This is a genomic window from Glycomyces arizonensis DSM 44726 (assembly GCF_000482705.1).
Classification (GTDB): domain Bacteria; phylum Actinomycetota; class Actinomycetes; order Mycobacteriales; family Micromonosporaceae; genus Glycomyces; species Glycomyces arizonensis.
This window is the reverse complement of sequence record NZ_AXWO01000001.1, coordinates 113782-140140: the sequence shown is the minus strand read 5'-3', so window position 1 is coordinate 140140 and position 26359 is coordinate 113782. Positions and strand designations below refer to the sequence as shown.

General features: G+C 71.1%; 19 protein-coding genes. 11 read left to right on the top strand and 8 right to left on the bottom strand.

The features are described 5' to 3' along the window. Window positions 1-174: 174 nt before the first annotated feature. The 5 genes from H613_RS0100605 to H613_RS0100585 form a co-directional block, all read right to left on the bottom strand. Window positions 175-1662 carry an RICIN domain-containing protein gene (locus tag H613_RS0100605; protein ID WP_026922253.1) on the bottom strand — a complete coding sequence of 496 codons (1488 nt, stop codon included), beginning with the start codon at window positions 1660-1662 and terminating at the stop codon, window positions 175-177. A gap of 351 nt (window positions 1663-2013) precedes the next feature. Continuing rightward, window positions 2014-2226, bottom strand: a complete 213-nt coding sequence (locus H613_RS0100600; protein WP_026922252.1) for a helix-turn-helix domain-containing protein — start codon at window positions 2224-2226, stop codon at window positions 2014-2016. Continuing rightward, the gene (locus tag H613_RS23585) at window positions 2178-2723 is read right to left on the bottom strand and encodes a DUF2975 domain-containing protein (protein WP_051392765.1); all 546 of its coding nucleotides are present in this window, start codon (window positions 2721-2723) and stop codon (window positions 2178-2180) included. The genes H613_RS0100600 and H613_RS23585 overlap by 49 nt, the downstream gene beginning before the upstream one ends. Before the next feature lie 143 nt (window positions 2724-2866). Then, complete coding sequence (locus tag H613_RS0100590; RefSeq protein ID WP_026922251.1) at window positions 2867-3751, bottom strand: phosphotransferase family protein; 885 nt, start codon at window positions 3749-3751, stop codon at window positions 2867-2869. A 116-nt stretch (window positions 3752-3867) separates the two neighbouring features. Further along, on the bottom strand, window positions 3868-6582 hold the full coding sequence (locus H613_RS0100585) for a carbohydrate-binding protein (protein ID WP_211234649.1): 2715 nt from the start codon (window positions 6580-6582) through the stop codon (window positions 3868-3870). Between the two features lie 207 nt (window positions 6583-6789). On the opposite strand from H613_RS0100585, the gene H613_RS23580 reads away from it, so the two are divergent. The 6 genes from H613_RS23580 to H613_RS0100555 all read left to right on the top strand — a co-directional run bounded on the left by H613_RS23580 (window position 6790) and on the right by H613_RS0100555 (window position 13716). Beyond that, a complete protein-coding gene (locus H613_RS23580) occupies window positions 6790-8910 on the top strand; it encodes a glycoside hydrolase family 36 protein (RefSeq protein ID WP_035735447.1) in 2121 nt (706 codons plus the stop codon). Continuing rightward, a complete protein-coding gene (locus tag H613_RS0100575; protein ID WP_026922249.1) occupies window positions 8907-10220 on the top strand; it encodes an ABC transporter substrate-binding protein in 1314 nt (437 codons plus the stop codon). The genes H613_RS23580 and H613_RS0100575 overlap by 4 nt, the downstream gene beginning before the upstream one ends. 69 nt (window positions 10221-10289) lie before the next feature. Next, entirely contained in the window at window positions 10290-11192 is a 903-nt protein-coding gene (locus H613_RS0100570) for a carbohydrate ABC transporter permease (protein WP_211234648.1), read from the top strand. Then, entirely contained in the window at window positions 11189-12058 is an 870-nt protein-coding gene (locus tag H613_RS0100565; RefSeq protein WP_035735443.1) for a carbohydrate ABC transporter permease, read from the top strand. Before H613_RS0100570 ends, H613_RS0100565 begins: the two co-directional genes overlap by 4 nt. Further along, window positions 12055-13092, top strand: a complete 1038-nt coding sequence (locus H613_RS0100560; protein WP_035735440.1) for a LacI family DNA-binding transcriptional regulator — start codon at window positions 12055-12057, stop codon at window positions 13090-13092. The genes H613_RS0100565 and H613_RS0100560 overlap by 4 nt, the downstream gene beginning before the upstream one ends. A gap of 234 nt (window positions 13093-13326) precedes the next feature. Then, window positions 13327-13716, top strand: a complete 390-nt coding sequence (locus tag H613_RS0100555; RefSeq protein WP_026922245.1) for a carbohydrate-binding domain-containing protein — start codon at window positions 13327-13329, stop codon at window positions 13714-13716. Window positions 13717-13808: 92 nt separating this feature from the next. Here H613_RS0100555 and H613_RS23575 read toward each other — a convergent pair whose 3' ends face one another. From H613_RS23575 to H613_RS0100540, 3 genes are all read right to left on the bottom strand, one after another. Then, window positions 13809-15287, bottom strand: a complete 1479-nt coding sequence (locus tag H613_RS23575) for a glycoside hydrolase family 43 protein (RefSeq protein ID WP_035735437.1) — start codon at window positions 15285-15287, stop codon at window positions 13809-13811. Window positions 15288-15452: 165 nt separating this feature from the next. Next, entirely contained in the window at window positions 15453-16481 is a 1029-nt protein-coding gene (locus H613_RS0100545; RefSeq protein ID WP_026922244.1) for a LacI family DNA-binding transcriptional regulator, read from the bottom strand. Window positions 16482-16623: 142 nt separating this feature from the next. After that, window positions 16624-17526 (bottom strand): AraC family transcriptional regulator, encoded by a 903-nt coding sequence (locus tag H613_RS0100540; RefSeq protein WP_026922243.1) that lies wholly within the window; start codon window positions 17524-17526, stop codon window positions 16624-16626. 57 nt (window positions 17527-17583) lie between these two features. On the opposite strand from H613_RS0100540, the gene H613_RS23570 reads away from it, so the two are divergent. The 5 genes from H613_RS23570 to H613_RS0100515 are packed head-to-tail and all read left to right on the top strand — an operon-like array spanning window position 17584 to window position 26354. Further along, the gene (locus H613_RS23570) at window positions 17584-20886 is read left to right on the top strand and encodes a DUF5107 domain-containing protein (protein WP_051392764.1); all 3303 of its coding nucleotides are present in this window, start codon (window positions 17584-17586) and stop codon (window positions 20884-20886) included. Between the two features lie 29 nt (window positions 20887-20915). Then, window positions 20916-23252 carry a beta-galactosidase gene (locus tag H613_RS0100530; protein WP_169731931.1) on the top strand — a complete coding sequence of 779 codons (2337 nt, stop codon included), beginning with the start codon at window positions 20916-20918 and terminating at the stop codon, window positions 23250-23252. Further along, entirely contained in the window at window positions 23249-24571 is a 1323-nt protein-coding gene (locus H613_RS23565; RefSeq protein WP_035735432.1) for an ABC transporter substrate-binding protein, read from the top strand. Before H613_RS0100530 ends, H613_RS23565 begins: the two co-directional genes overlap by 4 nt. After that, window positions 24568-25476, top strand: coding sequence for a carbohydrate ABC transporter permease (locus H613_RS23560; RefSeq protein WP_035735429.1), 909 nt, complete (start codon window positions 24568-24570; stop codon window positions 25474-25476). Before H613_RS23565 ends, H613_RS23560 begins: the two co-directional genes overlap by 4 nt. Next, window positions 25473-26354 (top strand): carbohydrate ABC transporter permease, encoded by an 882-nt coding sequence (locus H613_RS0100515; protein WP_026922241.1) that lies wholly within the window; start codon window positions 25473-25475, stop codon window positions 26352-26354. Before H613_RS23560 ends, H613_RS0100515 begins: the two co-directional genes overlap by 4 nt. Window positions 26355-26359 lie beyond the last annotated feature (5 nt).

The window sequence follows — 26359 nt, the reverse complement described above, 5'->3', positions numbered from 1 at the left end:
CTGGGGTTCCCGAACCGAGTGCGCTACCAAGCTGCGCCACGTCCCGATGGCCGCCCGCAGGCGGCCGTAGCCAGGGTACACAGCACCGCGGCGGGGAATCCGGTCTCGGTCGATCGCGGGCGGGGGTACCGAGAGGGAGGGGCGGCCCCGCCGGGGCCGCCCCGTCAGGGTCGGTCAGAGGGTCCACTGCTGGTTGGCGCCGCCGTAGCAGTCGTACTGCTGGAGCCTGGTGCCGTTGGCGGTCGAGGAGTCGATGACGTCGAGGCACTTGCCGGAGTGGCGGGCGACGAGTTCGACGTAGCCGTTGCCGCTGTCGCGCAGCTCCCACTGCTGGTTGGTGCCACCGTTGCACGGCCACTGGATGGCCCTGGCGTTGTTGGCGGTGGAGGCGCCGTCGATGTCGAGGCACTTGCCGGACGCCTGGGAGACGATCTGGTAGTAGCCGCCGCCCGCGTCTTGGATTCGCCACTGCTGGTTGGCGCCGCCGTGGCAGTCGTACTGGATGATCTCGGCCCCGTCGGCGGTGGAGCCCGAGACGACGTCCACGCACTTGCCGGAGTTCCGGTTCACGATGTCGGTGACCTGGTCGCCGCCGCCGTCGTCTCCGCCGCCGTCGCCGATGTCGTCGCCCCAGCCGTAGCGGATGCGGTCGGCGCCGCTCTGGTTGCGGATGGTCAGCGACAGATCGGTGCCCGAGCCGTGAAGGGCGAACATGGAGTACCAGTCGTAGCCGATGTCGCCGGGCTTGCCGCCGAGGGCCGGCCAGTAGGTCCCGCCGACGCCCTGCTCGTGCATGACGTCGGTGACGGCGCGGATGTGGCGCACGAAGTTGTCGGTGCTGGCGGCGTTGCCGTAGTCGCGGCCGTCGCTCATGGGGGCGCCGAACTCGGTGACGACGGCGCGGTCGGCGCAGTTGCCCAGGCGGCTCTGGAAGTGGCTGCGCCAGGCCGAGTAGCTCATATCGCCGTAGAAGAACGCGTAGTGGTGGATGGCCAGCAGCGTGCCGTCGAAGCGGCTGTCGTCGCAGACCGGCCTGAGGTCCTGGCTGTAGCCGGTCCCGGCGATGAGGACGTGGTCGGGCTGTGCCGAGTAGTGGTAGTCGAGCCAGTCCGCCGCGACATCGCGCCACTCGGACGAGGAGTAGCCGTGGGGCTCGTTCATCGGCTCGAAGTAGACCAGGCTGTTGGAGCCGTACTGGGAGGTCACTGTGGACCACATGGTGTTGAAGGCGGCCATGTTCGTGATGCGGCCGCCGGAGGCGGCGCCGTCCTCCCAGTAGGCGAGGATGACTTTGAAGCCGCGGTCGGTGGCGGCGTCGATGGCGCCGCGGTAGGCGTCCCACCAGGCGGTGCCGACCGTGTGGGTGTTGATCGGCAGCCGGACGGTGTTGACGCCCATCAGGGCTTCCATGTCGTCGTAGATCGCGTTGGCCTTGGCCCGCACGGTGTCGTAGCTGTCCGAGGAGCTCAGTCCGTCGATGACGAGCGGGCCGTGGCTGAAGTTGTCGCCCAGCACGGCCCAGTTCACGCCGCGGAAGTCGCTGGTGTCGGCGGCCGCCGGAGCGGCGCCGGTGAGGACCGCGGCGGGCACCAGCGCCAGCGCGGCCAGCGCGCTGAAGAGGATTCGGCGGAGGCGCCGCCGGGGCGGGTGGTTGGATCTCATGGTCTCGTCCTGTCTCGTGCCGCATGGCACGTGTGAGGAGGCGAATCGAACGATATGTATGTATTTAAATCAAGGAATATATTTGGCGACGGGGTTTGATCGATAACATCCGCGCGGCGGCTGTTCGTGCGGCCGCTCGGTTTCGATGTGTGTCACCGGCTCCGAGCGACGGACGGTATCGAGCCTGAGTGATCGGCCCGCCGCCGCGCGCGGCGGCCGCGGCCGTGTTCAGACTAACAACAACCCATAGAAGAAGTCAAGTGCATCAATATATCGGGCTGCTCTGCCGCTGCGGGGCCTCGCGGTCGACCGGCTCGACCGCGAGGCCCCAGGGCCTTGTTTCCGCGGAACTCAGTCCTCCCCAGGGACCCAGCGGAGTATGTCTCCCGGCTGGCATTCGAGGGTGCGGCAGATCGCCTCAAGGGTCGAGAACCGCACCGCCTTCGCCCGCCCGTTCTTCAGCACCGCGACGTTGGCGGGGGTGATGCCGACGGCCGCGGCGAACTCGCCGACGCTCATGTTGCGCCTGGCGAGTTCGACGTCGAGGTCGACGATGATCGGCATAAGACCACCTCGGCCATCTCGGTCTCCAGGTCGGTCGCCTTGCGCAGCAGGCCGCGCATGATGAGCATGAACATGATGAACGCGACCCCGACCACGACGCACACCACCGAGCCGCCCAGGGCGCCGAGGAGTTCCATGCCGTCGGCGGGGCTGGGGATGTCGCCCACGAACAGGTGGACGCAGACGCCGAGCGCCAGGAGCGTCGCCACGCCCGCGGCGCCGATGATGGTGTCGACCCAGCGGAAGGCGCGCGAGGTGAAGAACGCGCCGCGCCGGACCAGGGCGAGGAGCATCCATGCGGCGACGAGCGTCACCTGGACGCAGGCGACGCCGACGATCGCGATCGCCACGTAGGGCGCGGCGAACGGCTCGTACGGAGGGAACTTGTCGACCTCGTCGGCGGCCGTGGTGGGGATGACGACGATCTGCCCGAAGAGTCCGACCAGGATCGCCCCGGCGATGGCGAGGCGGAGCATTGCGATGAAGAAGCTGTTCATGCATCGATTCTCGATTGAAATCGATCGAAAATCAATAGATCGCTTGAGGTTGTGGCACGATCTGGGGAGTGACGCGGCCGATGTCTCGTGTGAGGGTCATTGACCGGTTACCGCGGGTTCGGTTCTCTCGCTGAAGCCTTCGTTCAGCCGGGGAACGACAGCTCGCGCCAGGGCGGCGGGGGATCGGCGAGGAAGAACCGCATGGTCTCCAGGATGCGGTTGCCCGGCTGGGCGCTCCAGTGCGCGGCGCGCGGCTCGGGCGGGGTCGGGAGGCGGCCGAGCGCCCAGTGCAGGTGGTGCCACAGGACGCGGGCGGCCCAGCCCTCGCAGGCCTCGCCGAGGTAGCCCTCCAGGACCGGCGGCACCGTGCGCAGCGGGAGCTTGGCGAACTCGACCGCGGGATCGGCCCAGGCCGCGTCGCCCCAGTCCAGGATCGCGGTCAGTCCCTCCGCATCGGCGAGCAGATTGGTCGGGCTGGCGTCGCCGTGGATCAGCCGGGCCCGCGGCGCGGCGGGCATCAGCGGCTCCAGACGGTCGAACCAGCCGGTGAGCCAGTCGGCGACGTCGGCGCTGAGGTACCCGCGCCCGGCCAGAGCGGCGAGGTCCGCCCGGGGGTCGCCGCCGATGTCGACCGGGACCCCCGCCAGATCGTCGACGCCGTCGTGGAGGGCGGCCAGCTCGGCCCCGAGCTGGCGGTACACCGGTCCCCACCGCTCGTCGGCCGGGGCGGCGGGAAGGCCCGGCGCGGTGCCCTCGGCCCGCTTGAGCACCATGTACGGCTCTTCGAGCAGCTCGTCGTCGAAGGCCACCACCTCGGGGGTGCGCACCCCGGCGCGTACCGCCGCCGGAATCACGATCGCCTCCTTGCGCAGGTCGTCGGCGGACTCGGGTCGCGCGATCCGCAGCACGAGCCGGTCGCCGAGGAAGTACACCCGGTTGGCCACGCCTTGCAGCGGCGCGGCGGTGACCGCGCCGGGATCGACGCGGTGGCGCCGGGCGATCTCGGCGAGCAGTGGGGGAGTTGGCACCCGGTAACGGTACGGCCGCCCGCCGCGGCCCGCAACGGCATTGCGTCCCGGTGCGGAGCCGCGGCGACGAAGCCCCGCCCCGTGCGCGGCCGATGCCGCGCACGGGGCCGGATTCGTCAGAGCGCTTCGGTCGTCGGCTCGCCCAGCAGGCGCGGGGCGATGACGACGCGGTCGATGTTCGGCGCCCATGCCTCGGCGTTGCCCAGCCGCAGCGGTTCGTCCGCAGTGGAGAGCGTCACCGGGATGCTCCGCTCCCAGAAGCTGTCCCACGAGTACGTGTAGCGGAAGTACGCGTGCCCGACCTGCTCGGCTCCCTCACTGATCTCCAGGAGGCGGTCGACCACCTGCGGGTTGTAGTCGTGGTCGCCGGAGAGCTCGGCGTTCGCGTAGTGGACGGTGACGTCGTAGTCGCCCGCCTCGGCGAAGCCGTCGCGGGGAATCTCGATCGCGTTGGCCTCCCCGTCGCCGATCCAGCCCGCATAGGCCAGACCGGAGGCGTTGGAGCCGGTGCTGCCCGCGAGGGTCGTCACCGACGCCGCGCCGTGGAGCACGGCGTCCTCGGCCTCGACGGACACCGCGGCGTCGTCCGCGGCACCGGCGCGCACCGTGGTGAGCGATTCGACCACGGCCCCTTCGGGAGAGCGGACCTCGATCTCGTTGACGCCCTCGACGAGGTGCACGCGCGCGGTCGAGCGCCACTCGCCCGCCTCGTCGGCGCTCAGCGTGGCGGTCGGCATGCCGCCCACCGTCAGCTCGACCGCGGAGGCCGCCTCGGAGGACCAGTCCACGACGAGGTCGTAGTAGCCGGTCTCCATCGCCGTGGCGTACAGGTCGGCCCGGCCCTCGCCGCTGATCGCCGCCCCGCCGCGGACGTCCGAGCGCTCGTCCCAGTCGAGCGAGGCCCCGTCGTAGAGGCGGAAGCCCGAGGCCGGGTACGCGGTCGGCTCGCCCTCGCCGACCGAGGTCAGCGAGACCTTGTCGAGTGTGATGTCCGAGTTCGGCAGCGCGGTCTGTCCGTCCTCACTGGCGCGGATCGACAGCGTGTGCTCGCCCGCGGTCAGATCCACCAGGACCTCGGCGCTGCCGCGGTACTGCCACCGGCTCGTGTCGTTCAGCGCGAGGTCGGCGGTGTACTGGATCGTCCCCGCCGCATCGTCGTCGACGAAGAGCGCGTGCCGCCCCGGCACGCCGGGCGCGCCGCCGATGACCTGGAGCCGGTACGTGCCGTCGCTCGGCACGTCCACGGTCCACTCGGCGCGCGAGCCCGCCTGGTTGAACGAGCCGACGTCCTGGCCGCCGGAGGCGAGGAACTGCCAGCCGCCGTTCCCCTTCGGGTCGTGCGAGTACACCTGCGCGGCGGTCAGGTCCATGTCCTCGGCCTCAATGGAAGCCGTCCACGCCTGCGCCTCGGCCGCGGCCTCGACGTCGCGCGACTGGCCCGGGGTGATGACGAGCTGGTAGCCCGCGTACCGGTCGTAGGTCGGCACGTCGAGCTCCAAGGCGCCCCGCTTGAGCTTGACGCCGTCGTAGGCGGCGATGACGCGGGGCGTGTTCGCCAGGCCCTCGGCGCCGGTCAGCGCGATCTCGCGGACCTCGATGTCGACGCGGTTGCCGAAGACCTTCTCGTCAAGGCCGCTCAGGTCCAGCGTGACGTCGTCGTCCGTGCCTCCCCACAGGACGGTGGCGCGGCGGTTCTCGTCGTCGACCGCGCCGATGCCCTGGAGGGTGTCGACGCTGTCCGGGCTCGGCGGACTCACCCGCACGGTCTCGGACCCTTCGAGGTCGCCGTACCACTTGAACATCCACCAGCCGGCGTTCGCGCCGTTGGGACGGGCGCTGTTGTCGGAGAAGTTCCCCGCGTAGTTCCAATACGCGGTCTGCGCGTCGACCTTGGTGTCCTCGAACATGGAGAACCACTGGACGAGCTGCCCGGGGACGCCCATGTCGCGCAGCATGCCGTACTCGGTGATGTTGACCGGGATCGGGTCGAGGCCGAGGGAGGCTTCCAGCTCGCGGTAGTCGGCGAAGTGCTGCCGGTAGTTCGCGAGGTTGTCGATGCCCAGCTCGTGCCAGATGAAGACGTCCGGCAGCGAGCCGTTCGCCTTGGTGTAGGCCAGGAAGTCGGCGCTGCGCTCGGGCTGCCAGCGGGTGTCGCCGGGGCCGCCGATGCGCGCGTGCCCGAGGCCGTGGCGGTCCCACACCTCCTGGATCGTCTCGTAGGCGGCCTGCCAGTCGGCGAGGAACCGGTCCTTCTGGTTCGCCCAGTCGGGGTACCAGTTGCCGCCGTCGGGCTCGTTGTAGGGGATGAAGACGTAGTTCTCGGGGCTGCCCGAGTCGGTGGCGACCGCTTCGGCGACGAACTCGACGACTTCGAGGTAGTCCCAGACGCCGTTGGCCGCTTCGGTGTAGCTGCCGTCCGATTGGTCGTAGGTGCGGGTGTCGCCGGGCCGCTGGCTGCCGTTGTACGGCCAGTCGGGGTAGTAGTCCTGGACGTAGATGTACATGTCCTCGCCGTGCTTGGCGAAGAAGCCGTCCTCGACCTTGATGGCGTCGCCGGAGGGGTGCTGGGTGCCGTAGGGGGCCTTCTGCGAGACGTTGGTGATGTGGGCGCCGTTGATCAGCGCCTGCGTCGGCGCGCCCTCGTCGCCGAGGCCGTAGAGCGTGCCGGTGGCGCCGCCGCGGAAGGCGCCGGTGCGGTCGGCGAAGTCCACCGCCAGCACCTCGGACTCCACCCCCTCGGCGACGCCTGCGGAGCCGTCAGTCGGCTCGGCGGCGGATGGGCCCGCCAGTCCGGTGACGGCGGTCGCCGCCACCGCCGCAGCAGCTGCCATGGTCATCGATCTCCTCATCGATCGGTCCTCTCTACATTGAGACACGGGGGTCAGACCCTTGATCGTGGGTTGACGGTACCGAGATTTGATAACGATTTCAAGACTTGACTTGAAATCGATTTCAAAAATGGCTAGGGTTTCGTCTGAAATCGCTACCAGGCGGCCCGAGGCCGCCAGCAGCGGAAACAAGTACCGACAAGGGGTGTCGTGACCGATCAGTTGTGTTGGGGCAGTGATGTCTTCGGGCTCGTATTCGAGTGGGACGCCGACTCGCCCGTCAGCGTCGCCCGCATCGAGCACGCCGGAAGGGGCCTCGCGGTCCACCGCGTGCCGCTCGTGGAGATCCTGACCGCGGGCCGCGGCCACCTCCCGGCGTCCGACCGCCTCGCGCACACCGAGCTCGGCTCGCGCCTGCGCTACGTCGCCCACGAGGAGCAGTCGCACGAGCGCGGCCGCCGCCTCGTCATCCGCCAGGCCGCCGACGGCGTCGAAGCCCGCCTCACCCTGGAACTCCTCGACGGCGCGGACGCCGCCGTCCGCTCCACCGTCGAGGTCCGCGCGAGCGGAGACCGGCCGCTCGTGCTGCGCTCGGTCGCCTCCTGGTCGATGGGCTTCACCGCCGAAGACGGACCGGACGACAAGCTCACCGGCTGGGACCGCGTCCGCGGCACCGGCGACTGGCTCGGCGAAGGACGCTGGACGCGCGAGCCGCTGCGCGGCCCCGACTTCCCGCGCCTCGCCGAGGACCGCACCGGCCAGAACCCGCGCGGCGCCTGGGCGCTCACCTCCGACGGCACGTGGTCGACCGGCCGCCACCTGCCCACCGGCGCCGTCGACTCCGCCGCCGAAGGGCTCGCCCTCGCCTGGCAGATCGAGCACAACGGCGCCTGGCGCTGGGAGATCGGCGAGGACACCGGCGGCGGCTACGTCGCCCTCTCCGGCCCCACCGACGCCGACTCGGCGTGGACGCGCCTGCTCGCGCCCGGCGAGGCGTTCACGACCGTCCCGGCCACGATCGCCGCCGGGGCCGACTTCGAGGGCGCCCTCGCCGCCCTCACCGACTTCCGCCGCGCCGCGCGCCGCCGCCACCCCGACAACGCGGCCATGCCCGTGGTCTTCAACGACTACATGAACACCCTCGACGGCGACCCGACGACCGCGAAGCTCCTCCCGCTCATCGCCGCCGCCGCCGAGGCGGGCGCGGAGGTCTTCTGCATCGACGCCGGCTGGTACGACGACAGCGGGAACTGGTGGGACACCGTCGGCGAGTGGACCCCGTCCACCACCCGCTTCCCCGGCGGCCTCGGCGAGGTCGTCGACGCCATCCGCGGCGCGGGCATGGTCCCCGGCCTGTGGCTCGAACCCGAGGTCGTCGGCGTCCGCAGCCCCGTCGCCGACGCCCTCCCGCGCGAGGCGTTCCTCCTGCGCCACGGGCAGCGCATCGTCGAGCACCACCGCTACCACCTCGACCTGCGCCACCCGGCTGCCGTCGGACACCTCGACGGCGTCGTCGACCGGCTCGTGGCCGACTTCGGCGTCGGCTTCTTCAAATTCGACTACAACATCAACCCCGGCCCGGGCACCGACCACGACGCCGACAGCGTCGGCGACGGCCTCCTGGCGCACAACCGCGCCCACCTCGCCTGGCTCGACCGCCTCCTGGACCGCCACCCGCACCTGATCGTGGAGAACTGCTCCTCGGGCGCGATGCGCATGGACTTCGCGATGCTCTCGCGCCTGGCCATGCAGTCCACCTCCGACCAGCAGGACTTCACCAGATTCCCGCCGATCGCCGCGGCCGCGCCGATCTCGCTCCTGCCCGAGCAGGCCGCCAACTGGGCCTACCCGCAACCGGGCATGTCCGACGAGGAGGTCGCGTTCTGCCTCGTCACCGGCCTGCTCGGCCGCTTCTACGTCTCCGGCCACCTCAACCGTATGAGCGGGGAGCAGCGCCGCACGGTCGCCGACGCCATAGCGATCGCGAAGACGCTGCGCGAGTCCGTGGCGAACGGCCACCCGCACTGGCCCGCCGGGCTCCCCGGCTGGACCGACCCGTGGACCGCCCTCGCCCTGCGCGGGCCGGGCGAGGACCTCGTCTCGGTCTGGCGCCGCGGCGGGCCCTCCAGCACCGAACTGCGCTTCCCGCACCTCGCCGGATGCGACATCGCCGTCTCGACGGTCTTCCCGACCGGCCTTCCCGAATGGAAGACCGCCTGGGACGCCGCCACAGGCACCCTCACCGTGCACGCGGACGGCACCGGCACCGCCGCGCGCACCCTGCGCCTCACCGTCCAATCCCTCGAGAAGGAATCAGGAGCAATGCAATGAAGAACAAGTTCCGCACCGCGCTGGCGCTCGCCGCGGCGGGCGCGTTGACCCTCACCGGGTGCTCCGACCCGGGCACCGGCACCGACTCCAGCGGGCCGGTCGACTGGCCCGCCCAGGACGCCGACCTGAGCGGCACCACGCTCACCATCTGGGCCGCGCAGAACTCCAACACCGTGCCCGACAGCGTGATCGCGGGCTTCGAGGAGCTCACCGGCGCCGAGGTCGAGGTCGTCACGATCCCCGACCCCTACGAGCAGGGCGTCCAGACGAAGGTCGCCACCGGCGACAAGCCCGACCTCGCGTTCTGGCAGCCGACGGCCTCGCAGCTGACGGCGCTCAACGCCTCCCAAAACCTCCAGCCGCTCGACGACGCGCCGTGGCTCGACTCCTACAAGCCCGAACTGCGCGACATCACCGGCATCCTGGACGACACCCGCTACGCCGCCCTCATCACGACCCCCGCGGTCGAGGGCGTCTACTACAACAAGGAGGTCTTCGCGGCGAACGGGATCACCGAGACCCTCACCGACTGGGACTCCTTCCTCCAGACCGCCCGCGACCTCAAGGACGACGGCGTCACCCCGTTCTACGAGATGGCCGCCGACCGCTGGGGCACCCAGTGGTGGGTGCAGGTGCAGCTGGCCGACGCCGCCGCCGACGGGCTGTGGGACCGGGTGAACGCGAACGAGGAAAAGTTCACCGACCCGACCATCCAGGGCGCCATCGAGACCTACCAGGGCCTCATCGAAGAGGGACTGTTCAACGAGGACATCAAGACGGCGACCTTCGAGGACCAGGGCGCCGCGCTGCTCGCCGGCGACGCCGCGATGGCCGTGCAGGTGAACTCCTTCTTCGGCCAGCTCCAGTCGCTCGCCGATACCGCCGAGCTCGATCAGAAGATCGGCTTCTTCCCGATCTCGCCGTCCGGCAACGTCGGCACGTTCATCCCCGACCAGTCCAACGCCCTGGTGGCGTTCAAGACCGGCGACGCCGACCGGGAGGCCGCCGCGCGCCAGCTCCTGTCGTACTGGCTCGGCGACGGCTACGGGGACTTCGTGAACGCCCAGCAGACCGTGTCCCTCCAGACCGGCGTCGAGACGCCCGCCGACGTCCCCGAGGCGCTGCTCGCCGTCAGCGACTCGCTCGCGGACTCGGTCGGCTCCATGCAGGCCCTGGCGATCGCCAACCCGGACCTGTACATCTTCCTGGCCGACATGATCCAGGGCACGAAGACGCCCACCGAGGTCGCCGAGGCGACCCAGGCCCAGTTCGAAGAGCTGGCGAAGGCCCAAGGCGCCGAGGGCTTCTAACGCACGCCGGGGTGGCGGCCGCGGCCGCCACCCCGGCGACGCATCTCCAGGAAAGGCATCATCCGCATCGTGACTGCGAACATCACGCTCTCCAAGGGGACGGCGCGCCGCCGCAGCGACCATCCACTGTGGTTCCTGATTCCGGCGCTCGTGATCCTCGTCGTCTTCTTCTTCGTCCCCACGCTGTCCAACTTCGTCTACGCGTTCACCGACTGGTCGAGCTTCAAGAGCGCCATCAACTTCGCCGGGATCGACAACTTCACCTCCCTGTTCTCCAACGGCACGCTGCTCAACGCGCTCAAGGTGACCCTCGTCTACGCCGTGCTCGTCGCGATCTTCCAGAACCTCTTCGGGCTCGCGCTGGCGCTGCTGCTCGAACGCGACACGCGCGTCAACCGCGCCGTCAGGGTCGCGTTCTTCATCCCGGTCATCATGTCCGCGCTCGCGGTCGGCTACATCTTCCAGGCGCTGCTCAAGCCCGACGGCGCCCTCAACGGCATCATCGGCGCCCTCTTCGGCACCGAAGTGGCGATCCCCTGGCTCGGCAGCACCACCTGGACGATCGTGGTCGTCGCCGTCGTCCACGCCTGGAAGTGGATGGGGCTGTCGATGCTCATCTACCTCGCCGGGCTCAAGACCATCGACGAGGACGTCCTCGAAGCGGCGCGCCTCGACGGCGCGAACCGCTGGACCATGTTCCGGTCCATCAGGTTCCCGCTGCTCGCCCCGGCCGTGACGTTCAACGTCGCGACCGCCCTGCTCGGCTCGATGAACGGTTTCGACATCGTCCAGGCCACCACCGAGGGCGGGCCCGGCGGCACGACCGAGCTGCTGAACATCTTCATCTTCCGGACCTTCGGGCAGGGCCTGTTCGCCCAGGCCACGACCATGAGCCTCGTGCTGTTCCTGACGGTGACCATCCTCGCCTTCCCCGTGATCCGGTTCCTGCGCAAGAGGGAGGACGTCCTGTGACCGCCACCGCCGCACCGTCCCGGACCGCCGTCCGCGCGCGCCGCGCCCCGCGCCGCCGCCTCCGGCTCCAGCCGATCGCCGCGATCCTCATCGCGCTGCTCACGCTCGGCGTGCCGTTCTGGCTCGTCGTCGCGACCGCCTCCAAGACCCAGGCCGAGGCCCTCGATCCCGACCTCTCCCCGCCGAGCGAGTGGCGGCTCTTCGACAACTTCGCGACCGTGTTCACCGACGGCGACATGCTCTCGGCGTTCTTCGGGAGCCTCCTGGTCATGGTCCCGGCCGTCGTCGGCGTCCTCGTCCTCGGCTCGATGGCGGCGTGGATCCTCGGCCGCCGCGGCGGCAGGCTGAGCGCCGCGATCTACGCCCTCGCCATCAGCGGCATCGTCCTGCCCCCCGCCGTGGTCACCATCGTGCTGCTGCTGCGCCAACTCGGCCTGGCCGGGACCGCGCTCGGCATGATCGGCGTCTACATGGGCATGTACCTGTCGACGGTGGTCTTCTTCGTCACCGGCTTCGTGCGCACCATCCCGCCCGAGCTCGAAGAGGCCGCCCGCGTCGACGGGGCCGGGCCGGTCAGGGTCTTCGCGCGCATCATCCTGCCGCTGCTGCGGCCGGTGCTCGCCACCGCGACCATCCTGATCTGCCTCTACATCTGGAACGACGTGTTCTACGCGCTCTTCGTCATCGGCGGCCGGATCGACACGCTTCCGCTGAACCTCTACCAGGTGGCGAGCGCGGGCCTCTATCTGCAGAACTGGCACCTGATCTTCGCTTATATCATCCTCATGAGCCTGCCGCTGCTGATCACCTTCGTGGTCGCCCAGCGCAGGATCATCTCGGGCATCACCAGCGGGGCGGTCAAGTGAGCACGAAGAAGGCAGCGGGCGGGAACGCCAGGAACCCGACGATCACCGACGTCGCCGAGCGCGCGGGGGTGTCGGTCCCGACCGTCTCGCGCGTGCTGACCGGCGCCGCCCGCGTGAGCCCGGCGAAGCGGGAGCTCGTCGAGGCGGCCATCGCGGAGCTGCACTACCGGCCCAGCGCGGCGGCGCGCGTGCTCGTCTCCCGCAAGTCCCAGACGATCGCCGTCATCGCCGGGAACACCTCGCGCTACGGCTACGCCGAGACCATCCGCGGCATCGAGATCGCGGCCCGCGCCGAGGGCTACACGGTGATGATCACCGTCGTCGAGAGCGCCGACGAGGACGAGGTGGACCGCGCGATCGCGGCGACGCTGACGCAGGCGCTCGCCGGGATCGCGGTGCTCAAGTTCGACCCGCCAGGGGTGGCGGCGCTGCGGAAGATCCCCTCGGACCTGCCCGTGGTCGCCCTGTCGGGGACGCGGGAGACCGGCATGCGGCAGGCGGTGCTCGACGAGGCCGCCGCCGCCGAGGAGCTCACCGATTACCTGCTGGGGCTCGGCCACGAGACGGTGCACCACGTCCGGGTGCCGCCCTCGCGGCGCGTCGACGGGCGGACGACGGGCTGGAAGCGGGCCCTCGCCAAGGCGAACGCGCCGATCCCGCCGGTGCGCGACGCGTCGTGGCTGCCGCGCAGCGGCGTCGAGGTCGGCCGGGAGCTCGCCGCCGACCCGAGCGTCACCGCGGTGTTCTGCGGCAACGACGAGATCGCCATGGGGGTCATGCGGGGCCTCGCCGAGGCGGGGTTGCGCGTCCCCGAGGACGTCTCGGTGGCCGGGTTCGACGACCACCCGCTCGCGGAGCTGTGGAACCCGCCGATGACCACTGTAGACCAGGATTTCGCGGACCTCGGCGTCCGCGGCTTCCAGCTGCTTCTCCAGGCCATCGACGGCACCGGCGACCGCCTGTACTCCTCCGAGCGCCCGCGGCTCGTCTTCCGGGAGAGCGCCGCGGCCCCTAGGCCCCGCGGCGTGGGCTGACCTGTCCGCCGCCGCTTGTGGTCGTGTCTCCCTATAACTTATAGGATATAACATATTGCCTATGGTCGTGCATGCGACCCTAGTCTTCTTATAGATTATAATCTCCTGTTCGCAGGCGCGCTCTTGAAATGTTTCCTTTGCGACTTGAAACTTAACGGGTTCGGTAATAATCTATCGATGTTCATCGATTCACCTGGTAATCGCGGCAGCGTATTCGTATTGCCCGGTTCAGTGATGCGACGACATCGACCGCATCGTCCGACGGCGGCATGGGACGCCGCCGCTGAGGACGCCTCCAACGGCTATCCACACTGCGCCAACGGCAGTGCGAGCGACCCCGACGGTGACGGCTGGGTTTGGGAGAACGGCCAGTCCTGCGTCGTCCAAGGCGGTGGCGGCGGGGGAGGAGGCGGCCTCACCTGCCGCCACCAGGCCCAGAGCCACTGGGGCGAGTACGTCTGGTTCGCCGGGCACCGCGACGGCCAGACCGGCCTGAGCAACCCGAACGCCGACGACATCGACAAGTACCGCACCGCGGTCTACTGGATCAAGGGCCAGCTCGAGTCGAACTCGGCCAACCGCTCCAACGACACGCGCTTCTGGGTGGACGTCCAGGCCATCTGACCGATGGCGCGGACCGGCAATGGCGCATGAAGTCCTTGCCCCGCGATCCCCGCGGACACGCGGAAATCGCGGGGCAAGGGCCTCGCCGACGCTCAGCGCGGCTCGTACGACACGCGGCGCACCAGCGCCCGCTCGCCCGCCGAGCCGACGGCGAGCATGCGGCCGGTGAAGCCGGTGGCGACCTCAGTGGAGAGGTAGCGGCCGTCGAGCCGCCCCAGCTCGCTGAAGCCGTCGCCGCCATCGAACGACAGCACCACGTCGTCCGGTCCGATGACCGTGGGGGAGACTTTGGTCGCGGGCTCGGCGGCCTCGATCCGCAGCACCGCCGTCTCGCCGGGGCATTCGGCCGAGCCGAGTTCGTGCAGTATGCCGCCGATCCGGACGTCGGCGCGGACACGGCCGCCCTCGAAGACCAGCTCGTACCAGTGGCGGTCGTCGATCAAGAGCCGTAGGCGCCCAGCGCCGGTGAAGGCGGCCTCGCCGGTCCACGCCAGGTCGCGGACGCGGGCGCACAGCAGCCCCGGCGTGCCGTCCGGCGCCTCCCGCAGCTCCAGGCCGCCGTCCGGGCGGTGGACGGCGACGGCCTCGGGCTCGCCGCCGGGCACGACCCACCTGAGGTCCAGATCGGATGATTCGAAGCGGTCGTTGAACGCGGTCTCGACCGGCGGCACCGTGAAGCGGTCCTCGTCGAAGACCGGCCACCCGTCGACCCAGTCGACCCCGGCCAGGAACGTCTCGCGGCCCAGGACGTGGAACTGGGGCGTGAATCCGTGCGGGCGCACCGCCAGGTACACCGCCGCCCACGAGCCGTCCGGAGCCTCGACCAGGTCGGCGTGGCCGGTGCTCTGCACCGGCTTCGCGGTGCTGCGGTGCGTGAACACCGGATTGTCCGGGCACGGCTCGAACGGCCCCGCCGGGCCGTCGCCGCGCGCGATCGTGACGGTGTGGCCGCGCTCGGTGCCGCCCTCGGCCAGCATCAGGTACCAGTGCTCGCCGATGCGGTACAGGTGCGGGGCCTCGGAGGCGGCGAGTCCGATGCCCTGCCACACCGGATAGGGGTCGTCCTTGAACTTCCCGGTCTCGGTGTCGAGGCGGCCCTGGAAGATCCCGTCGCCCTCCCCATTGAAGACGGTGCCCTTCCACGTCAGGTAGCACTCGCCGTCCTCGTCCCAGCACAGGTCCGGGTCGATGCCGACGGCGTCGCGCACGAACACCGGCTCGCTCCACTCCCCGGCCGGGTCCTCGGCGGTGACGATGGTCTGGCCGGACCCGGCGTCGCCGACGTTCGTGGTCACGAACCAGAACCGGCCGCCGTGGAACCGCAGCGTGGAGCCGTAGATGCCGCCCGAGGGCCGCCCGTCGCCGCGGAGGAACTGGGAGCGCCGGTCGAGGATGTTCCCGATCTGCTTCCAGGAGACGAGGTCACGGCTGTGGAAGATCGGCGCGCCGGGGAAGTACTCGAAGCTCGAGTGCGCGAGGTAGTAGTCCGATCCGACCCGGCAGATCGTCGGGTCCGGGTGGAACCCCGGCACGACCGGGTGCTCGGCGGCGGATGCTGGCGGACGGCTCAAGGCGACCTCATTCTGTCGACGGCGGGTCACAGATTAAGTTGTGAGTCCCAACTTTGTCAAGCGGCTTCGCCGGGTCTCGGTGTCGTATCGGGGGCCGATGCAGTGGGCGGCACACGACTTGTCGCCGCGCACCGGCGTACGGTCCGGGAGCGCCCGGACCGGCCCTCAGCGCGGCGGGGCGGTGCTCTCCCTGACGACCAGCTCCGTGGCGATCTCGACGCGGCGGCGGTGCAGCGGTTCGCCGTTCGCCAGCGTCACGATCATGCCCGCCGCGGTGGCCGCCATCTCTTTGAGCGGCTGGTGGACCGACGTGAGCGGCGGGATGTTCCACTCGGTCATCGGCAGGTCGTCGAAGCCGACGACGCTGAGGTCGTCGGGAATGCGCAGCCCCGCCTCGGCCGCCGCTTGATAGACGCCGACCGCCTCGCCGTCGTTGCACGCGAAGACCGCCGTGGGCGGATCGTCCAGCCGCAGCAGCTCGCGCGTGAAGCGCCGCCCGTCCTCGATCTGGAAGTCCCCGACGCACACCAGCGCCGGATCCACCGGAACGCCCGCCATGTCCATCGCCGCCCGGTACCCGTCGAGCCTGGCGCGGCTGGAGAGCATGTGCGCGGGCCCGGTGACCACGGCGATGCGCCGGTGCCCGAGTTCGAGCAGGTGCCTGGTGGCCGCGAGCCCGCCGTTCCAGTTGCTCGCCCCCACCGAGGGCGCGTCGTGCCCGGGCTCGCCCGTGGGATCGAGGAGCACCAGCGGAATGCCCCTGCTGCGCAGCTGCGCGCTCTGGTCGTCGGCCAGATGCGAGAAGACCGAGATGACGCCGGTCGGGCGGCGCGCGAGGACGTCCTCGACCCAGCCGCGCCCCGGCGTGTGGCGCCCGCCCAGCTCCGAGACCACCGCGGCCAGATGGTGCTCGCCAGCCACCTCGTTGACGCCGTTGAGGATCTCGATCCCGTACAGCCCGCGCAACTCGTGGAAGACCACCTCCACCAGCGGGGCGGGCCGGGCGGCCCGCTTCTGGCGGCGGTAGCCGTGGCGGCGGATCAGCTCCTCGACCACGTTCCTGGTCTCGGGCGCGACGTCGAGCCGACCGTTGACCACTTTGGAGACGGTGGCGATCGAGACGCCCGCGCGCTTCGCGATCTGCGCGATGGTGAGCGGTTCGCTCGGCGAGGCGGCTTCGTGAGCGGAGGTCATCGCGAAAGTCTAGCCTTGCGGGCCTTGATCGTTTCGGCAGCTTACGAGCGCTTCCCTCCGGAGGGGCGGCGAGGCGCCGTTCAATGCACGCGGTTGCAATCACATTCGTTTCCGTGACGGCTCCGAAACGTTCGAGGCCGCCTCACTCGTGCGGCGAGCGGCTCCGGTAGGCCGTCGGGGCCATGCCGTGGACGCGGGCGAACTGGCGCGAGAAGTACATCGGGTCGTCGTACCCGGCGGCGCGCGCCACGGCGGCGACGGGCAGCTTCGTGCCGTCGAGCAGCTCCCTGGCCCGCGCCATGCGCAACTGGGTCTGGTACTTCAGCGGCGAGACGCCCAGCCGCCGCCGGAACAGCGCGCTGAGCTGGGAGGTGCTGAGGCCGACCATCGAGGCGAGCGCGGTGACCGCCGTGTGCCGCGGCGCCGTCGCCCGCAGGTGCTCCACCGCCCGCTCGAACGGCCCCAGATCGGACCCGGGCGCCCGCCGCCCGGTCGCGATCACCTGCGAGAGCGCGTGCCACGCCGCCCCCGAGGCCCGGATGAAGCCCGCGGTGGTGGTGCCCGAGTCGAGCGCGTCGATGATCTGGGAGATCAGGCTCGCGACCGGCGCGGGATCGCGCAGGTGCGTCACGAGCCCGCCCGCCGAGGCGCGCGCCGCGCCCACCAGGTCGGCGGCGTCGGCGCCGACGAAGTGGAACCACCACAGCGTCCACGGATCGGACCTTGAGGCCCCGTAGGCGTGCGGTCGATCGGCCGGGAGGACGACCGCGCCGCCCGGCGAGACCGTGAACTGGCCTTCGTCGGTGCGGCACCACCCCGCGCCGCCGGTGCACACCAGCAGCAGGTGCTGCCCGGCCCCGGCCGCCCGGGTGCGGCCGTGGCGGGCCGCGTGCGGGAAGAACCCCGCGTCGGTGACCAGCAGCCTCCCGGTCACCGGGTGGCGCAGCGCCTGGGCGACGGTCCGGCGCGGCACCACGAGCATCCGCTGACCCGCGAACCCGTCGGGCAGGGCGTCCGGACCGATCGAGGCAAGCGATTCGTCCATGCACTCCAGTGAAACAACCATCGACATGTCATGTCAAACCGTCGTACGGTCAAATGCATGTCCAGCGAAGAGTCGAGAATCGTCCTGCCTCCGGCCCCCCAACCGATCGCCGACCGGCCGGTGCGGGCCTGGAGCGAGCCCGTCTCGATCGATTCCTACGAGCCCGGCGAGCCCGACCGGTACCCGGCCTACCTCGATCGGCGCGTCTACCAGGGATCCTCCGGCGCGGTCTACCCGCTGCCGTTCATCGACGAGGTCGCGAAGGAGAAGGCCCCGCGCGACTGGGACGCGGTGCACCTGGAGAACGAGTACGTGCGGCTGATGGTCCTGCCCGAACTGGGCGGGCGAGTCCACATCGGCCTCGACAAGACCCGCGGCCACGACTTCTTCTACCGCAACGAGGTCGTCAAACCGGCCCTCGTCGGCCTGCTCGGGCCGTGGATCTCCGGCGGCGTCGAGTTCAACTGGCCCCAGCACCACCGGCCCGCCACGCACCTGCCGACCGAGACGTCCATCGAGTCCGATGAGGATGGATCGGTGACGGTGTGGTGCTCCGACCACGACCCGTTCGCCCGCATGCAGGGCATGCACGGCCTCCGCCTGCGCCCCGGCAGCGCGCTCATCGAGCTGCGCGGCCACCTGGTCAACCGCACCGACGACGTCCAGACGTTCCTGTGGTGGGCCAACGTCGCCGCCGAGGCGAACGACGACTACCAGTCGTTCTTCCCCACCGACGTGCGCGTGGTCGCCGACCACGCCAAGCGGGCCACCACCACGTTCCCGGCCGCCGAAGGCCGCTACTACGGCGTCGACTACCCCGCGCGGCGCACCCCCGAGCGACCGGACGGCGACCGCCTCGACTGGTACCGCAACATCCCGGTGCCCACCTCGTACATGTGCCTGGGCACCGAGGACGACTTCTTCGGCGGCTACGACCACGGCGCCCGCGCCGGGTTCGTCCACTGGGCCGACCACCGCATCGCCCCCGGCAAGAAGCAATGGACGTGGGGCAACGCGCCCTTCGGCTGGGCCTGGGACGCGCACCTGACCGACACCGGGGGCCCCTACGTCGAGCTCATGGCCGGGGTGTTCACCGACAACCAGCCCGACTTCGCCTATCTCAAGCCCGGCGAGACCAAGACCTTCTCGCAGTACTGGTACCCGATCCAGGACACCGGGCCGGTCCACCAGGCCACCCGCGAGGCCGCCGTCCGCCTCGACTTCGATCCCCAAGACGACGGCACGCGCGTGCGGATCGCCGCCGCCGTCACCGCCCCGCGCCCCGGCGCCCGCGTGGTCCTGCGCTCCGGCGACCGCGTCCTCCACGAGGCCGCCGTCGACCTCGCGCCCGGTGCGCCCTACGTTCACGAGGCCGTCATCGACGCGGCCGTCGAGCCGGGCGAGTGCGAACTGGCCGTGGAGCACGGCGGCGAGACGCTCATCGCCTGGCGCCCCCGCCCCGAGCCCGAAGCCTCCAACACCGGCCTCGCCGAGCCCGCGACCGAACCGCCCGCACCCGCCGGCATCGACTCGGTCGACGAGCTCTACCTCACCGGCCTCCACCTGGCCCAATACCGCCACGCCACGCGCTCGCCCGAGCCGTACTGGGAGGAGGCGCTGCGCCGCGACCCCGGCGACGCCCGCTGCAACACCGCCCTCGCCGCCCGATGCCAGCACACCGGCCGCCTCGAAGACGCCGAAGCGCACCTGCGCACCGCCGTCGCCCGCCTCACCCGCCGCAACCCCAATCCCCGCGACGGCGAGGCCCACTACCGCCTCGGCCTGGTCCTCGCCCGCCAAGGGCGCACCGCCGAGGCCCGCGAGGCCCTCGGCAAGGCCATGTGGGACCGCAGCTGGCTCGACGCCGCCACCGTCGCCTCGGTCCGCCTCGACCTCGCCTCCGGGCACACCGACCGGGCCGCCGAAGACCGCGCCGTCGCAGACCTGGACGCGCTGCTGCACCGCTCCCCGAACCACACCCAGGCTCGCAACCTCGCCACCGTCGCCGCGATGCGGCGCGGCGAGGTCGACCGTGCCGCCGCCCTCGTCACCGGCACGCTCCGCGACAACCCGCTCGACGCCTGGGCCCGCGATCTCGCCTCACGCCTGGGCCACGGCGAGACGACCGACGATGCGACGATCGCCCTGGACGTCGCCCGCGAATACCTGTCCGTCGGCGAGGACGAGACCGCCGCCGAGCTGCTCGAACAGGCCGCGCGCATGCCGCTGGTCCTCGGCCGCACCAACGTCGCGCCCCTCGCCTGGATCCACCGCGCCGACCTCGAACTGCGCCGCGGCGACGAGGCCGCCGCCGAGGCCGCCCTCGACCGCGTCCGCAGACTCGACCGCACCTGGTGCTTCCCCTCGTCCGCCGACAACGACGCCCTCGCGCGCCTGCGCCGCCACCGGCCCGAAGACCCCGTGCTCGCCGCGCTCGCCGGACACTGGCTCTACGCCGCCGGACGCCGAGACGAGGCCATCGCCGCCTGGGAGACCGCCACCACCACCGAAGACCCGGTCGTGCTCCGCAACCTCGGCGTCGCCGCCCACAACGTCCAAGGCGACCCCGCAGCGGCCGCCCGCTACTACGGGCGTGCCCGCGCGGCCGCGCCCGACGACGCCCGGCTGCTCTACGAGGCCGACCAGCTCGCCGCGCGGCGCGCCGCCGCCCCCGCCGAGCGCCTGGAGACCCTGCTGGCCCGCCGCGACCTCGTCGACCGGCGCGACGACCTCTCCGTCCAGCTCGCCGAGCTCCTCACCGCCGAAGGCCGCGAGAGCGAGGCCCTCGACGTCCTCGCGGGCCGCGCCTTCCAGCCCTGGGAAGGCGGCGAGGGCCGCGTCCTCGCCGCCTGGGAGGAGGCCCACCTCGCCTCGGCCCGCAAGGCCATCGCCTCCGGTGAGGCCAAGCGGGCCGTCGACCACGCCACCGCCGCCCTCCACCCGATCGCGGGCCTCGGCGAAGCCCGCCACCCGCTCGCCAACACCGCCGACCTGCACCTCGTCCTCGGCGACGCCCTCGCCGCCGCGGGAGACCACGAGGCCGCCCGCGAGGCGTGGGCGACGGCCGCCGCCCAGCAGGGCGACTTCCAGGCGATGCGGGTCCAGACCTACTCCGAGCGGACCGCGGCGTCGGTGACCGCGCTGCGCCGCCTCGGCCGCGACGACGAGGCCCGGCGCCTGCAGGGCGGGCTCGCCCGCCACATCGCCGAGCAGGCCGAGGCCACCGCCCGAGTGGACTACTTCGCCACCTCGCTGCCCGAGATGCTGCTGTTCGACCAGGACGTCCAGGCCGCGCACGACGAACGGGTCCGCGTACTCCGATCCCAGCTCGCGAGCCTGGACGGCCGTCCGGCCGCATGAGCCGAACCACCACTTCTCAAAGGAGAGAAATGCACGACGAGACATCGGCGGCACACCGCACCCGGCCCCGCCCCACGGCGCGCGCCCTGCGCTGCCCGCCGCCGGGCCCGGTGGCCCGAGGCCGCCTTCCCCTCGGCGAACCCCCAGGTTCCCCCGACCGCATCGAAGTGACCGGACGCTGGATCGAACGCGGCGGCGCACCGTGGTTCCCCGTCAGCGGCGAGGTCCACTACTCCAGGATTCCCCGCGAACGCTGGGCCGAGACCCTCGGCCACGCCCGCGCCGGAGGGCTCGACACCGTCGCCACCTACGTGTTCTGGCGCTCGCACGAGCCCGAGCCCGGCCGCTTCGACTGGGACGGCGGCCTCGACCTGCGCGCCTTCGTCGAACTCGCCGCCGCGCACGGCCTCGACGCCGTCGTCCGCATGGGCCCGTGGGCCCACGGCGAGGCCCGCCACGGCGGCTTCCCCGACTGGCTCGTCGAACGCGACGTCAAGACCCGGACCGACGACCCCGCCTATCTCGAACTGGTGCGCGCCTTCTACGCCGAGACGATCGACAGGCTCGGCGGCCTCACCCACGCCGAAGGCGGTCCCGTCGTCGCCGTCCAGGTCGACAACGAGCTCTACGACCAGCCCGGCCACCTCGCCACCCTCCGGGCCATCGCCGAGGACCTCGGCCTGCGCGTCCCGATCTGGACGGCCACCGGCTGGGGCGGCGCCCAGGTGCCCGGGACGCTCCTGCCGGTCTACGGCGCCTACACCGACGGCTTCTGGGAGGAGGCCGACACCGAGTGGCCCGCCTTCGCGCCCGTCCACTTCCGATACAGCGAGGTCCGCGACGACCTCTCGGTCGGCGCCGACCTGCGCGAAGGGATCGATGGCATCGAGGCCGACACCGCCGCTGAACCGGAGAAGGACGCCCTGCCGTTCGCCACCTGCGAGCTCGGCGGCGGCATGCACGTGGCCTACCACCGCCGCCCCCTCGTCGCCCCCGAGGACGTCGCCGCGATGGCGCTGGCCAAGATCGGCTCCGGCTCGGTCTGGCAGGGCTACTACATGTACGCGGGCGGCACCCAGCGCACCGGCGCCGCGGGAGGCGAGCAGGAGTCCCACGCCACCGGCTACCCCAACGACGTCCCGCGCCTGACCTACGACTTCGGCGCCCCCATCGGCGAGCACGGCCAGATCCGGCCCCACCACCACCTGCTGCGCCGCCAGCACCTGTGGCTCGCCGAGGACGGCCGCCGCCTCGCCGCCATGCCCGCCTTCATCGGCGGCGGCGACGACCCGGACGAACTGCGCTGGGCCGTCCGCTCCGACGGGCGCAGCGGCTACCTGTTCGCCACCACCTACCAGCCGCCGAAGCGGCCGCTCGGCGCCCAGCGCGGCGTCCAGTTCACGATCGGGCTCGAAGGCGGCGACGTCACCGTCCCGACCGCGCCGATCGACCTCCCCGCCGGAGTCTCGCTCGCGTGGCCGCTGCGCTACCCGCTCGCGCCGGGCCTCGAACTCCGCAGCGCCACCGCGCAGGTCCTCACCCGCGTCGCGGACGAGGAAGGCGACATCGTCGTCCTCGCCGCCACCGACGGCGTCCCTGTCGAGATCGTCCTCGGCGATGGCACCGTCGTCGACCTCCCGGCCGAGCCGGGCCCCGAGTGCCTCGTGCGCCTGCCCGGCGCGCGGCTCCTCGTGCTCGACGAGGCGAGCGCGAACCGCCTCTACAAGCTCGACGTGGCCGGACGCGAACGCCTCGTCCTCGCCGACGTCCCCGTCTACGCCGAAGGCGGCGAGCTCGTCGCACATCCCGACACCGAGCGGTGGACCGTCGCGCTCCTGCCCGCCCCCGAACGCCTCGCGGGCGACCCCGGCGAGCTCCGAGGACCGTGGCGCACGTGGGCGTTCACCAGCCCGAACGCCGGTCCGCTCACCCTCGCCGAAGACCTGCGCCCCGAGCACGGCGACCCGCCGCCGCCGCGCCGCGGCGGCCCCATGGACCGGCTCAGCGCCCCAGAGGACTACGCCGGCGCGGCCGAGGTGCGCCTCGACGTGCCGACCGGCGCGTTCGAAGGCGCCGACCGCGTCCTGCTCCGCGTCGACTGGACCGGCGACACCGGCCGCGCCCACATCGGCGATCTATGCATATCCGATCATTTCTGGCATGGTCGTGTGTGGGACGTCGACCTGACGCCCCACCGCGACGCGGCCGCCGACCACGGCGTCCGGCTCGAACTGCTGCCGTGGCGGGCCGAGACCGGCATCTGGGTCGACCCGGCCGTGCGCGGCGCCGCCGACGGCGTCACCGTCGCGTCCGTCTCGCTGGTGCGCGTCGGCAGAGTCCGGCTCCACGCCGAGGAGGCCTCATGAACCTCGACCGCAGACGACTGCTCAGGCTCCTCGGAGCCACCGGGCTGGGCACGGCCGGACTGGCCGCCTGCTCCTCGCCCACCGAGGGCCCGCCCCTCCAATCCGGTCAGGCCGACCTGACCCTGTGGACGCACGACCCCGGGTACGCCACCTTCTTCACCGAGGCCGCCTCCGATCCCGGCCTCGTCGGCGGGAGCGACTGGACCTTCTCGGTCGAGGTCACCTCGATGGCGCCGCCCGACGTCATCGCCCGCCTGGTCAGCCAGGCCGTCGCGCAGCGGCCGCTGCCGAGCCTCGCCGGACTGGAGATCGGCCAGTTCCCGCGCATGATGGGCTCGGACATCGCCCCGAACCTCCTGTCCGACCTCACGCCCCTGACCGAGCCGTTCGGCGACCGGCTGCTGAAGACCCAGCCGTACACCGTCGACGGGAAGGTCTACGCGCTCGAGTCCGACAACTCGGTCTCGGTCATGTACTACCGCGCCGATCTGTTCGAGGAGCTCGGCATCCCCGAGGACGTCGAGACCTGGGAGGAGCTGCTGGAGATCGGCGCCGAGGTCGCCGCCGACACCGGCCAGGCCATCGGCATGGTCTCCGACGGCGACAACACCGCGATCGTCCAGGGCTTCACCCAGATGCTGCTCCAGCGCGGCGGCGGCCTCTACGACGCCGACGGCAACCTCACCGTGCTCTCCGAGGAGTCGATCGAGGTCATCGAGCTCATGGCCGAGGGCGTCCGCACCGGCGCGTTCCTGTCCCTGGCCGACCCGTACGGCAGCGCCACCGCCGCCGCCCTCAAGGGCGGCAGCCTCATCGCCACGGTCATGCCGAACTGGTACAAGGTCTACGGCCTTGAGGCGAACGTGCCCGACCAGGCCGGCCTGTGGCGGGCCCGGAACATCCCCCGCTTCACCGGCGGCGGCTCCGTGTCCTCCACCATGGGCGGCACCGCGTTCGGCGTCGTCAAGGACCAGATCCTGACCGACGCGGCGCTCGACTTCCTCCAGCGCTGCTACCTCACCCCCGAAGGGCAGCTCGCCCGCTACTGGGCGGGCGCCTACCTGCCCACCCTCGCCGACCTCTACGAGACCCCCGAGTTCCAGGACATCACCGACCCCTACCTGGGCGACCAACGCATCTTCGAGGTCTACGGCGTCGCCGCCGACGAACTGCCGGTCTACTACCAGGGCGCCGGGCTCGTCGTCCTCCGCGACAGCCTCGGCGGACCGATCCTGCGCGCCCTCAAAGGCGAGATCGGCGCCGAGGAGGCCCTCACCGAAGGCATCAGCGCCTACGAAAGGCAGGTGCCCGAGCAATGAGCGCCACCACCGTCACCCAGAACAAGCGCAGACGGACCGGGCGGCGCCAGTGGGCGCCCTACGTCTTCATCTCGCCGTTCTTCGTGCTGTTCACCGTGTTCATGGTCGTGCCCATCGGCGCGGGCGTCTACTTGAGCCTGACCGAATGGGCCGGGCTCGGCACGCCCGACTTCATCGGCTTCGACAACTACGCGCGGCTGTTCCAGGATCCCAGCTTCGGCACCTCGCTGCTGAACACGGCGTTCTACACCGTGTTCGCGCTCGCGGTCGTCCTGCCCGCCTCGCTGCTCATCGCGCAGGCGCTCAACGCTCGCGGCCTCAAACTGCGCGATCTGTTCCGCCTGGTCTACTTCATGCCGGTCGTCCTGTCGCCGATCATCATCGCCCTGATCTTCGGGCTGATCTTCGACGGCGAGTACGGCCTGTTCAACGCCGTCCTCGAAGCGCTGTTCGGCTTCGGCGGCATCTCCTGGCTCACCGACCCGCTGTGGGCGCGCATCGTGGTCGTCATCCTCGTCTTGTGGCGCTGGACCGGCTTCCTGACGATGTTCTTCCTCGCCGGGCTCCAGAACATCCCGCGCGAGCTGCACGAGGCCGCCGAGGTCGACGGCGCCGGGCCGGTCCGCCGGTTCTTCTCGGTGACGCTGCCGCAGTTGGGGCCGGTGACCGCGTTCATCGCGGTGACCATGCTGGTCAACACCGCGCAGATCTTCGAGGAGCCGTTCCTGCTCACCCAGGGCGGCCCGGGCGAGTCGACCATCTCGGTGTCGATGTTCATCTACCGGGCCGGCTTCCAGCGCCTGGAACTGGGATACGCCGCGGCCGCGGGCGTGGTCATGTTCCTCATCGTCTTCGCGCTGGGCCGATTGAGCATCAGCGCCTTCGGCGTAGGGAGGAACCGATGAACGCCGCCACTGCCACCACCGACGCCCCGAGCACCGCCCCCGAGCGCCGCAAGCGCTCGTCCAGCGGCGGGCGCGTCCTGCTGTACGCAACCCTCGTCCTGCTGGCCCTGGTCTACATCGCGCCCCTGGTGTGGGCGCTGTCGTCCTCGTTCAAGGAACGCAGCGAGATCTTCGCGTTCCCGCCGAAGCTGTGGCCCGACCCGGTCACGATCGAGAACTACGCGAACCTGCTCGCCGAGCAGCCGTTCTGGCGCTGGATGCTCATGAGCACCGTCGTGGCGCTGCTGAGCACGACCGCGGTCGTGTTCTTCTGCTCCCTGGCGGGCTTCGGCTTCGCCAAATACGAGTTCCGCGGCAAGCGGCTGCTGTTCGACGTCATGTTCTCCTCGCTGGCGATCCCGCTCGCGGTCATCCTCGTGCCGCTGTTCATCCTGGTGGCCAAGCTCGGCCTCGCGCATCCGCTGTTCGCGCTCATCGTGCCGTGGGTGGCCCCGGCGTTCGGGATCTTCATGATGCGCCAGTACACCGAGCAGGCCATCCCCGACGAGCTGCTCCACGCCGCCCGCATCGACGGCTGCTCGGAGTTCCGCATCTTCTGGTCCATCGTGCTGCCGCTGCTGCGCCCGGCCATCGGCGCGCTCGGCGTGTGGAGCTTTCTGACCACCTACAACAACCTGCTGTGGCCCTTGGTCATCGTCTCCGAACCGGAGTACTACACCGTCCCGCTGGGCCTCCAGGCGCTGTTCGGGGCCGAGGGCCGCCAGTACGACCTGGTCATGGCCGGCTCCATCCTCGCGGCGATCCCCGCGATCGCCGTGTTCATCCTCCTGCGCAAGCAACTCGTCTCCGGCCTGACCACCGGAGCGGTGAAATTATGACCACC

Coding starts and splice junctions, on each gene's coding strand:
- H613_RS23560 (WP_035735429.1), top strand. CDS start 24,568: ATGAGCGCCACCACCGTCACCCAGAACAAGCGCAGACGGACCGGGCGG.
- H613_RS23570 (WP_051392764.1), top strand. CDS start 17,584: ATGTCCAGCGAAGAGTCGAGAATCGTCCTGCCTCCGGCCCCCCAACCG.
- H613_RS0100555 (WP_026922245.1), top strand. CDS start 13,327: ATGCGACGACATCGACCGCATCGTCCGACGGCGGCATGGGACGCCGCC.
- H613_RS0100540 (WP_026922243.1), bottom strand. CDS start 17,526: ATGGACGAATCGCTTGCCTCGATCGGTCCGGACGCCCTGCCCGACGGG.
- H613_RS0100545 (WP_026922244.1), bottom strand. CDS start 16,481: ATGACCTCCGCTCACGAAGCCGCCTCGCCGAGCGAACCGCTCACCATC.
- H613_RS0100515 (WP_026922241.1), top strand. CDS start 25,473: ATGAACGCCGCCACTGCCACCACCGACGCCCCGAGCACCGCCCCCGAG.
- H613_RS23565 (WP_035735432.1), top strand. CDS start 23,249: ATGAACCTCGACCGCAGACGACTGCTCAGGCTCCTCGGAGCCACCGGG.
- H613_RS23585 (WP_051392765.1), bottom strand. CDS start 2,723: ATGAACAGCTTCTTCATCGCAATGCTCCGCCTCGCCATCGCCGGGGCG.
- H613_RS0100600 (WP_026922252.1), bottom strand. CDS start 2,226: ATGCCGATCATCGTCGACCTCGACGTCGAACTCGCCAGGCGCAACATG.
- H613_RS0100585 (WP_211234649.1), bottom strand. CDS start 6,582: ATGGCAGCTGCTGCGGCGGTGGCGGCGACCGCCGTCACCGGACTGGCG.
- H613_RS0100575 (WP_026922249.1), top strand. CDS start 8,907: ATGAAGAACAAGTTCCGCACCGCGCTGGCGCTCGCCGCGGCGGGCGCG.
- H613_RS0100605 (WP_026922253.1), bottom strand. CDS start 1,662: ATGAGATCCAACCACCCGCCCCGGCGGCGCCTCCGCCGAATCCTCTTC.
- H613_RS0100530 (WP_169731931.1), top strand. CDS start 20,916: ATGCACGACGAGACATCGGCGGCACACCGCACCCGGCCCCGCCCCACG.